This is a genomic window from Phaeobacter sp. SYSU ZJ3003 (assembly GCF_041300735.1).
Lineage (GTDB): Bacteria > Pseudomonadota > Alphaproteobacteria > Rhodobacterales > Rhodobacteraceae > Phycobacter > Phycobacter gallaeciensis_A.
This window is the reverse complement of sequence record NZ_PXNU01000045.1, coordinates 1-9,869: the sequence shown is the minus strand read 5'-3', so window position 1 is coordinate 9,869 and position 9,869 is coordinate 1. Positions and strand designations below refer to the sequence as shown.

Sequence of the window (9,869 nt, the reverse complement as noted above, 5' to 3'; positions counted from 1 at the left end):
CGCCGATCGACAGGTACGCACGGCAGATCTGCTGTGCCCCATCGACTTCCTGATCCTCGACGAGCTTGGCTATCTCCCCTTCGTACAAACCGGTGGTCAGCTATTGTTCCATCTCATCAGCCGCCTCTTCGAGCGCACATCGATCATCGTGACGACCAACCTCGACTTCGGCGAATGGCCCTCGGTCTTCGGCGGCGCCAAAATGACCACTGCACTGCTCGACCACCTTACCCACCATTGCGACATCGTCGAAACAGGCAACGCGAGCTGGTGCTTCAAAACCCGAGAATAGTCGAGCCGACGCTGGCCCGATACGGCTTCGCCGTGTGGAGGCTGCGCCGCATAGGGCCAGCTAACCGCACGTCAAACAGGGGGGCAATTTCGGATGCCTACGTGGGGTCAAAGTTTCGTGCCGATTGACAACCAGCCAATCTCCCTGCCCTGTATCGACGCTATGTCGACAACCTGTCGGCCACGCTGATGGATGAGGAGGTTTCGGGGTCTGCGGCGGATGAACTGCATGGGCTGATCGACCGCGTTGTCGTGACCTGGGACGGTGAGCAGGAGCATCATGAGCTGGATATGTCAGGCAAGCTGTTGGAGATGCTCGCAAAAGCAGAGCCCGCCGGAGAGGCGGGCTTTGTATCGAACGGTTGTTCGCTGAAGTTGGTTGCGGGAGCACGCATTGGACACTGTTTAGCGCGGCATGTGACAGCCTGACGCCTACATCAAATCATCAAACCCGTCCCTTTCAATACCGGAATGCCGAGATTAACTGAGCCGCTGTGACTGAGATTTCATCTCTATCTCGATAGTCCAACGCGGGTATCGGAGCGCCGTTGTTCCGACAGGGCCGCGACGCCAGTCCTGCAAGTTTTCGATCCACCTCAAAGGCGACCAGGGACTCAAAAAACCTGACGGACCAGATCGCTGCCTCACTTGGGTATTTGCCGTGCAGACCGCTGAAACGGTGATTGATCCCGTCTGCGATCTGCTTAGCGAAGTTAATAAAGGACATCGGGCTCGGACCGCCATAGCTAGGCAGATACGATGTATGGGTGTCTTCTACTACGAGAAGTCCTCCATCACGAATTCCTGGAAGAGCGCATTCGCAAGTCATGATTTGCTGTTCAAAGCGATGACCGCCGTCATCGAGAAGGATGTCTATAGGTCCAACGTCTTCCAGAAAACTCTGCCAGAAAGCCGGGTCAGCCTGACTGCCGATGTGGATCTCAAACCCATGCTCTCTCCACCGTACCGCGTCCGGGTTCAGATCGATGCCGATGATACGAGCCTTGGCGCCGAAGAACTTGCGCCACATAAAGAGGGAGCCTCCGCTGAGGACGCCGATCTCGACAAAAGTAATCGGGCGGTCTCGATACGGGCTAAACAGACGATCGTAAACGGAGAAGTACGTCGTGTGCTTGGTCGACAGGAAAGGGGATGCGCGAAAGCAATCCAGTGATGAGGGTAAAGTTACGTTCATAAGTCCCCTATTGTGTCTTGCCATATGCGCCGCAGTGCCGCCCCGAAGTCCTGAGCATATTGATCGGCATTCCAGCCAGGTCGGGCCAACAGCCTCTCCCGCAAGCTTCGCTTGAGTGCGAGCAGCGCCGCCCGATCCTGCGCGACCGCTGCGGACTTGGCAACGTAGTCGGCGTCATCTTGGGCCACCCAGTCTGGCAAACCAGCGGCCCTCATGAAGCTTGCTCCCATGCGAGAAACGAAATGGCCGCCTTCCATCGTCAGAACTGGCACACCCATCCAGAGTGCCTGAAGGGTTGTCGTCCCACCGCAATAAGGAACCGGATCAAGCGCGATGTCGATTTCACCATAGGCTTGCATCATCACGTCGAGGGCAACAGGTCCCCGAAAGATCAGGCGTTCGGGCAGGATGCCTTGTTCGTTGAATAGGCGTTTGAAACGGGCCACAGCGCTCGCATCCTTGAAGCTTGGTGCGCGCAAAAAGAGCCGAGAACCGGGGACGGCACGCAGCACTTGAGCCCAAAGCTGGATCGTGCGTGGGGTCAACTTTGGAATGTTATTGAACGATCCAAAAGTCAGCGGCTTTTCTGGGCTTTGGTTAAAATTAGGCAGCGGATAGTCCGCCTCTGGTGCAAAACAAAAAACCGTGTTCGGCAGTCGCATCACATGCTCGGAACAAAGATGATCGGCTTCAGGCGGCGTGACCACCGGATCCCCGATCAACCAATCCATATTAGGGACACCTGTGGACCCGGGATAACCGAGGAAGCTGGCCTGCACGGGGGCCATACGTTTGGCAAATGCGCGTAAAGTGCCGCCCGCAGTATGCCCTGCAAGATCAATCAGGATGTCGATCCGGTCCGCTTCCACAGTGGCGGTGAGTTGAGCTGGTGTCAGGTCGCGCCATGCGTCGGCGCGGCTTCGGGCAAGCCGGGTCTGGTTGTCGACGGTCTGGCCGGTGTTGTAGATCGTGAGCGGCAGGCCCGCGTGGTCCCACCGGGCCAAAAGAGGCTGGAGAAAGATGTTCACCGGGTGCTGGTGATGCAAATCTCCGGTGACCATGCCGATCCGCAAAGATCGGTCGGGATCCGGATCAGGTTTAAAACTCACCCGTGTCCGTGCTCCTGTCCCCCATTTTGCAAAGAGCGCCCGGTGGCGGCGAGCCACTTCGTCCGGCGTGAGACTGTCTGCATAGAGCAGGCTCATGGCAGCATTGGAGGCGAAGTTTGATTGTCCTTCAGCAACAAGCCCCTCGTAAAGCGCCAACGCCGTATCGGTGTCCCCCAACCGATTGGCGACTGAGGCCCGCAGCGCAGCGCTTGCACTTGGAGGAACGGTTCCTGAAGCTTCGACGTAGTCCAGCGAAACGAGTGCGTCTTCAAGGAGCCAAGACTTAACTTGCATGTCGGCAAGATCGAGACGGGCCTGCGCATCCTCGGGATCAAGGGTGGTCAGACGAGACAGAACCGCTACTGCCTCGGCCCAGAAGTTGAAACGGTAAGAAAGTTGAGCCAAAGCGCGAAGGAGGCTTGCGTCTTCGGATGCGGACAATCGCTCCATCAGCGCCTGAGCCTCCTCCATCATCCCGAGGCGAAGATAGGCTTCCGCGATGTCTAGGTCGACCAAAGGCGCAAGCGCGCCACTCCCAGCCAAAAGCCGCGCCTCTCGCAGGGCCTCAAGGGCGCGAGGCAGATCGGCGCGGTCCATGCGGAACCGGGCCATATCGCGGCAAAGAACTGCCATCGCCGACATCGGCTCGGGATCCGTGCTTGCTCTATCGAGGGCGATCTGGAAAGCGACCGCTGCCCGTTCAGCGGCATCTTGATCAGTCTGTTCCTCCAGAAGCCGGGCTAACGCCACGGCCGGCCGTGCGTCTTTGGGGCGCGCCTCCATTGCAGCGGTGTAGCGGTCTGCGGCATCTTGCGGCGCGCCAAGACTGCGGTGAACATTGCCAAGCTCCAGAAGCGCGTCGAAACTCCCCTGATCTACGCGAAGAGCCGCCTCATAGGCCATCTTGGCCGCGTCGTTTTCGCCCAACCGGCGCAATGCTCGGGCTTTCAGGATATGAGCGATGGCTAGGTCGGGAGCGAGGTCTGTCGCCCGACTGGCCGCCTCAAGTGCTTCGGCAAACCGGCCCTCGCGGAAATCCGCGTTCGCCGCGTTGAAAGCCTCAGCGGCCTCCGGTGTGATCTGGGGAGACGCTTGTGACATGTCAGTTCAGAGTAAGGGTGGTTTCCAACAGAGGCTCCGGCTTGACCGCAAAACGGATCTCCTCGGTGCGGAAACCGAGGGCCATCGGCCGGATCACGTCCGGCAGAAGGGTGACATCATAGATCTCCTCAATGATGCCGCCAATCTCCAGACGGTGTTCACTATCACCGGTGCGCAGATTAACCACGCAAATCGCGCATTGCGCGCTAACGCCCTCGGCTTCGAGGCGTTCGTTCAGGGCAAGCCCCTCGAAAGTACGGTTCTCGCGCGGACGCGACAAGCCGATTACCGCATAGTCACCGATGAATGCCAATCCGCGCGCAAAGCCGGGCAGGAAGCAAACCGGTTCGAATGTTCCGGTTTCCAGATCCATATGACCGAACTCGCCGGTGCCCGCCTGCAGCATCCAGAGCTTGCCTTGATGCAACCGTGGCGAATGCGGCATCGAAAGCCCCTCGGCTACCACCTCTCCGGTCGAGACTTCTAGCAAGACGCCACCGTCGCGTCGCTTCTCGCGCCAGCCTTCGAAAACATTGGTACGTGAAAGACAGGTCACGTAGGCAGGACGGCCGTCTCGCATCGCCAGCCCATTCATGTGGCAGCGATCTTCGGCTGCGAGTCGATCAATGAAGGGCGGACGCCAAAGTTCCCGGAAGCTGCCCCGCTCCGCGATTGTTGCGAGGCAGTTGAACCTGGTTGCCACGAAAACAGGTTTGCCCTCTGCATCCTCATGGATATCATGAATGTCGATGTCGCCGGTGGTATGACCTGTCACCGGAACGTAAAGCGCGTCGTACCCGTCGCGGGTCTCTGCCTCTCCGAGGAAATCTTCGAACCGCCAGAGTTGGTGTATGGAACTCATCCAGAACCGGCCCTGTCCGACACCAAGACCCATCGGACGTTCAAAGGTCCGTTCGAAGACCGACAGCCGCCCGTCTGGCTGCAAGCCCAGCAAGAAGACCTTGCCTGCCTGATACGTGGTCATTGCGAGGCTGACCTTCGCCTCCTTCAGCCAAGACGTAAATAGACGGGAGCCATGGAAAGCATATGCGGGCTGGGGATGGTTAGTCATGTGAAATCTCTCGGAAAATAATAGGGATCGGGGGGGAGCATTCTCGACTGGCGCGGTCCCGGATCGGCTCCAAAAACTGCCCCAGAGTGTAAATCGCCCTACGGCGACCTGCAAGAATAACGATCTCAGCAGTCCAACCAAGAACGGTGCAATCCTGTTCGCCGTTCCCGACGTGAGGCGTACCCTCGGCGCGCGCGACGCTCACGAAGACCTCCGTCTTACAGCAGTTCCTGCATCGCACCACATCATCTCCCAGCGATCACGCCAAGACAGTAGACCAGAAATGCGCAGGGACGTTGCCCTGGTGTATTTTGAGGGCAGCCCCCCTACTGGCGGCTTCGCAAGGACCGACTTCAGGCCTGCTGCGGGTGACAGACAGAGAGCGCGCCAATCTGCGAATACCGGCGATCTGTTTGGGGCTGGGTTCTCTCGGGCCTTCTTCGCGTTCAAAGCCAACGTTTGGCAACTCGTTACGTCCACCAGAGCGAAGAGTCTTGCCGCCTCCTGCCACGGACCATTCCTTCCTATAAAGACCGATTGACCCGATGGCGGGCGGCGGAGGTCCGTATGCAAGACTTTCGGCACCACCCCCCGTACAAAACGGTAAGCGGTCGAGATCGTTTCTCGCATGGTAACTGGAACGGATCGCGCAGCTTCTGCGAAAGAAAAGCGTTCTGATCGACGCCAAGCCGCCGTCCTGTGAAGGTCCCAGCTGACGGGACGGGCTGTTACTCCAGTATCATGCATGTCGGATCACAGTATGATATCAGACACGACAATTACGTCGGGTGTGACATCTTCAATGAGCACGAACGTATCGGCATCGAAGGTGATACGCGTATCGTGCCCACCGGGTCCATCGGCGGAGAGCAGCGCCTCAAAGGTCGCGAAATCCGCCAGTCCGAAGTCGGAAACATCCAACCGGTCGCCCTCGCCACCGTCGAAATCATGGAGTGTCGTTGTACCTCCAAGGTCGCGGAAGATAAAGGTATCAGCTCCTGCGCCGCCTGAGAGCCGATCGTTCCCGCCAGCCCCATCAAGCGTATCGTTCCCGGTGCCCGCGAAGATCACATCGTTGCCCGAGGTGCCCGTCAGGCTGTCATCTCCGACAGTGCCGAGCTCTGTCGCTGCGCCCGTGAAATCACCGCCAAACACCACGAAACTTGCGCCAGAGGAGACGCCATTGGGGGCGTCGAGCGGCGCCCCCACAATCAGATCGTCAAATCCGTCACCATTCACATCTCCCGCAGAACTGACCGACAATCCGGACTGATCACCCGCCGATACTCCGTTGAGCACGAAGCCACCACTGCCCGCCTCAACTTCTGACAATTCTACCGAAGTCCCGTCAGTCTTGCCGAATACTACGAAACTGGCCGCCGACCCACTGCTATTTGGCCCGGCGAACGGCGCCCCGACGATCAAGTCATCAAAACCATCGCCGTTCACATCGCCTGCGGTACTAACAGAAACGCCTGACTGATCCCCCCCCGAGACGCCGTTGATCACAAATCCGCCCGAGCCTGCCTCAACGTCCGACAGTTCCACTGTAGTCCCATCGATCTTACCAAACACCACGAAGCTCGCGCCGGAGTTAGTCCCATTCGGGTCGTCCCAAACCGCCCCAATTACTAGATCACCGAGCCCATCGCCGTTCACATCGCCCGCGGAACTTACAGAGAGGCCTGAAGTATCGCCCGCCGAAACCCCATTGATCACGAAACCACCGGTTCCAGCTTCGACATCCGACAGCTCCACCGCCGTCCCGTCGGTCTTGCCAAACACCACAAAGCTCGCGCCGGAAGCCTCACCATTCGGGTCATCGTCCGGCACCCCAACGATCAGGTCGACGAACCCGTCACCGTTAACATCGCCCGCAGAACTTACAGAATTTCCCGACTGGTCATACGCAGAGACACCGTTGATCACAAAGCCGCCTGTGCCTGTCTCGACGTCCGACAGTTCCACAGCAGTCCCGTCGGTCTTCCCAAACACCACAAAGCTCGCGCCGGAGTTAGGGCCATTAGGGCCGTCGCCCTGCGCTCCGACAATTACATCATCAAAGCCGTCCCCGTTTACATCCCCCGCTGAACTCACTATGCCCGCGACATCCTCCCCCGAGACGCCGTTGATCACGAAGCCACCCGTACCCGCTGCAATATCCGACAGCTCAACCGCCGTCCCATCAGTCTTGCCAAATACTATGAAACTCGCGCCAGAACGATCTCCATTTGGGTCATCGTTGAAAGCCCCAATTACTAGATCACCGAGCCCATCGCGGTTCACATCGCCCGCGGAACTCACAGAGCCGCCTGAAACATCCCCCGGCGAGACGCCGTTGATCACGAAGCCGCCCGTGCCCGCCTCGACGTCCGACAGTTCCACAGCAGTCCCGTCGGTCTTACCAAACACCACGAAGCTCGCGCCGGAAGCCTCACCATTCGGGTCATCAGCCTGAGCCCCAACAATCAGGTCGTCAAACCCATCGCCGTTTACATCGCTGGCAGAACTTACAGAGACACCTGAAACATCCCCCGCCGAAACCCCATTGATCACGAAACCACCGGTTCCAGCTTCGACATCCGACAGTTCCACGGCCGGAAGGGGAATAAGCCCCTCGACCGCAACATCTGCCGCCACTTCAAGCGTTGCATTGCCGTTTTTGTAAACCGCATAGGTCACGCCACCATCAGTGATGTCCACTCCTTGGCTCCAAAGGCTACCGGTCAGCTCCACCGCATCTCCGTTTGTCCCCAGAACGCGCAGCGTGTTGGTGCTTTCGGCCAGCCGGAACAGCTCGACCGGCGAGATCGTGAGCGCGTTGCCGCCACCGTTGAGATCAATCTGTTCAATTGAGATGAGCGAGGTATTGTCCAGCAGGTCAAGGTCAAGCGTTAGGCCGGTTCCTGTCAGCGTCAGCCTGTCGGTGCCATTGCCGCCGTCGATCCGGTCAAAGGCCAGATCGGCAATAGCGATCTCGTCATCACCGGCGCCACCGTACAGCACATCCGCGCCGCCAGCGCCATCAAGCGTGTCATTCCCGGTGCCCCCGACCAGAACATCACGGGCAGTCGTGCCGGTCAGGGTATCATTGCCAACCGTGCCAATCGCGGTGACTGCGCCGGTGAAATCTCCGCCGAAAACCACGAAGCTTGCGCCGGAGTTATACCCATTCAGATCATCCAAAGGCGCCCCTACGATCAGGTCGTCAAAACCGTCGCCGTTCACATCTCCCGCGGAACTGACCGACAAGCCGGATTGATCATCCGCCGATACTCCGTTGAGCACGAAGCCACCACTTCCCACTTCAACATCCGACAATTCCACCGCCGTTCCGTCAGTTTTTCCGAACACAACAAAGCTAGCACCGGAGTTAGAACCGTTCGGGTCGTCTAGATATGCTCCGATCATCAGGTCGTCCAACCCGTCGCCATTCAAATCTCCCACAGAACTGACAGACTTGCCTGCCCTATCGTCCTCAGATACTCCATTGATTACGAACCCACCAATGCCGCTCTCGACATCTGAAAGCTCCACTTTAGTCCGGTCAGTCTTTCCAAATACCACGAAACTCGCACCGGATCTAAGCCCATTCGGGTCATCGTGATGTGCGCCGATGATCAAGTCATTGAGCCCATCCCCATTAACGTCCCCTGCAGAACTGACATCGTGGCCCGAGAAATCTCGCGTTGAAATCCCATTGATTACGAAACCGCTGCTACCCGCTTCGACATGCGATAGCTCCACCGGCAACCCGTCGGTCTTGCCAAACACCACGAAGCTCGCGCCAGAGCGATCCCCATTCGGGTCGGCTTCCTGCGCACCGATGATCAGGTCATCAAAACCATCCCCATTCACATCCCCCGCAGAACTGATGGAGAGACCCGACCAGTCGCCCGCCGAGACGCCGTTGATCACGAAGCCACCCGTACCCGCTTCAATATCCGACAGCTCAACCGCCGTCTCACCAGTCTTGCCAAACACCACGAAGCTTGCGCCAGAATTAGGCCCATTCGGGTCATCGTACCACGCCCCTACGATCAGGTCATCGAACCCGTCGCCATTAACATCCCCCGCGGAACTCACCGAACGGCCAGATTCGTCCCCCGCTGAGACGCCGTTGATCACGTAGCCGCCATTGCCCGCCTCGATATCTGACAGCTCCACCGCCGTCTCATCGGGTTTTCCAAAAACCACGAAACTCGCGCCGGAATTAGAACCGTTCGGGTCGTCGGACAACACACCGACAATGACGTCGTCAAAACCATCGCCGTTCACATCATTTGCAGAACTGACAGAAAAGCCAGCGTAGTCGTACGCCGAGACTCCGTTAATCACGAAGCCGCCACTTCCCGCCTCGACGTCAGAAAGCTCAACGGCGGCGCCGTCAGTCTTGCCAAACACCACAAAGCTAGCACCAGAACGGTTCCCATTCGGGTCATCCCATCGCGCCCCGACGATCAGGTCGTCGAACCCGTCGCCGTTCACATCGCCCGCAGAACTAATCGACCAGCCAGATTGGTCCGCCAAAGAGCCGCCGGCGATCACGAAGCCACCCGTGCCCGCCTCGACATCAGAAAACTCGACCACGGCAAGCCGTGGCTGTTTAATAGTAACGGTGACCGCCTGTTCGGTCCCGTCTGCCGTCACCGCCGTAAAACTGTCGGTCAGCTCTTCGCCCGCGCCCAACTCCTGGATTGCAGCTTGGGCATTATCCGCCGAATAGGTCCAAGCCCCCGCCGCAGTCAGCGTGAACGTGCCATAGGTCCCAACAGCAGAAGACTGAGCGGTAAAAACCGCCTCGCCGGCGTCAGCGTCAAACACTGTCAGTGTCCCGCTGGTCTCCAGTATAGAGGCGGCACCTTCGGTTACCGAACCCGTTGCAGCCCCGCCAATCACCGCGACATCATTCACACCGGTGATCTTAACCGTCACAACCTGTTCGGTCCCGTCTGCCGCCACCGCCGTAAAACTGTCGGTCAGCTCTTCGCCCGCGCCAAGCGACTGAATCGCCGCCTGAGTGTTGTCAGCCGCATAGGTCCAAGCCCCCGCCGCCAACAGCGTGAACGTGCCATAGGTTCCCGCCGCAGAGGCCTGCGCG

Annotated in this window: 6 protein-coding genes; 2 read left to right on the top strand and 4 right to left on the bottom strand. The window is 58.7% G+C overall.

What is annotated here, in order from left to right; all coding sequences use genetic code 11:
* Both C6W91_RS16020 and C6W91_RS16015 read left to right on the top strand, forming a co-directional pair.
* Positions 1–292: ATP-binding protein (locus C6W91_RS16020; protein WP_370571119.1), on the top strand; the 292-nt coding region annotated here is incomplete at its 5' end.
* Positions 293–480: 188 nt separating this feature from the next.
* Positions 481–720 (top strand): hypothetical protein, encoded by a 240-nt coding sequence (locus tag C6W91_RS16015; protein WP_370571118.1) that lies wholly within the window; start codon positions 481–483, stop codon positions 718–720.
* A 31-nt stretch (positions 721–751) separates the two neighbouring features.
* On the opposite strand, the gene C6W91_RS16010 is transcribed toward C6W91_RS16015, so the two are convergent.
* The 4 genes from C6W91_RS16010 to C6W91_RS15995 all read right to left on the bottom strand — a co-directional run.
* The gene (locus tag C6W91_RS16010) at positions 752–1,486 is read right to left on the bottom strand and encodes a class I SAM-dependent methyltransferase (protein WP_370571117.1); all 735 of its coding nucleotides are present in this window, start codon (positions 1,484–1,486) and stop codon (positions 752–754) included.
* Positions 1,483–3,696, bottom strand: coding sequence for a tetratricopeptide repeat protein (locus tag C6W91_RS16005; RefSeq protein WP_370571116.1), 2,214 nt, complete (start codon positions 3,694–3,696; stop codon positions 1,483–1,485). The genes C6W91_RS16010 and C6W91_RS16005 overlap by 4 nt, the downstream gene beginning before the upstream one ends.
* Before the next feature lies 1 nt (position 3,697).
* Complete coding sequence (locus C6W91_RS16000) at positions 3,698–4,882, bottom strand: TIGR03032 family protein (RefSeq protein WP_370571120.1); 1,185 nt, start codon at positions 4,880–4,882, stop codon at positions 3,698–3,700.
* A gap of 639 nt (positions 4,883–5,521) precedes the next feature.
* Positions 5,522–9,869, bottom strand: a 4,348-nt coding sequence (locus tag C6W91_RS15995; RefSeq protein ID WP_370571114.1) for a VCBS domain-containing protein, incomplete at its 5' end; no start/stop codon positions are given.

What these genes read in the sequence shown, in the direction of transcription:
- C6W91_RS16015 (WP_370571118.1), top strand. Translation starts at nt 481, where the DNA reads ATGGATGAGGAGGTTTCGGGGTCTGCGGCGGATGAACTGCATGGGCTG.
- C6W91_RS16010 (WP_370571117.1), bottom strand. Translation starts at nt 1,486, where the DNA reads ATGAACGTAACTTTACCCTCATCACTGGATTGCTTTCGCGCATCCCCT.
- C6W91_RS16005 (WP_370571116.1), bottom strand. Translation starts at nt 3,696, where the DNA reads ATGTCACAAGCGTCTCCCCAGATCACACCGGAGGCCGCTGAGGCTTTC.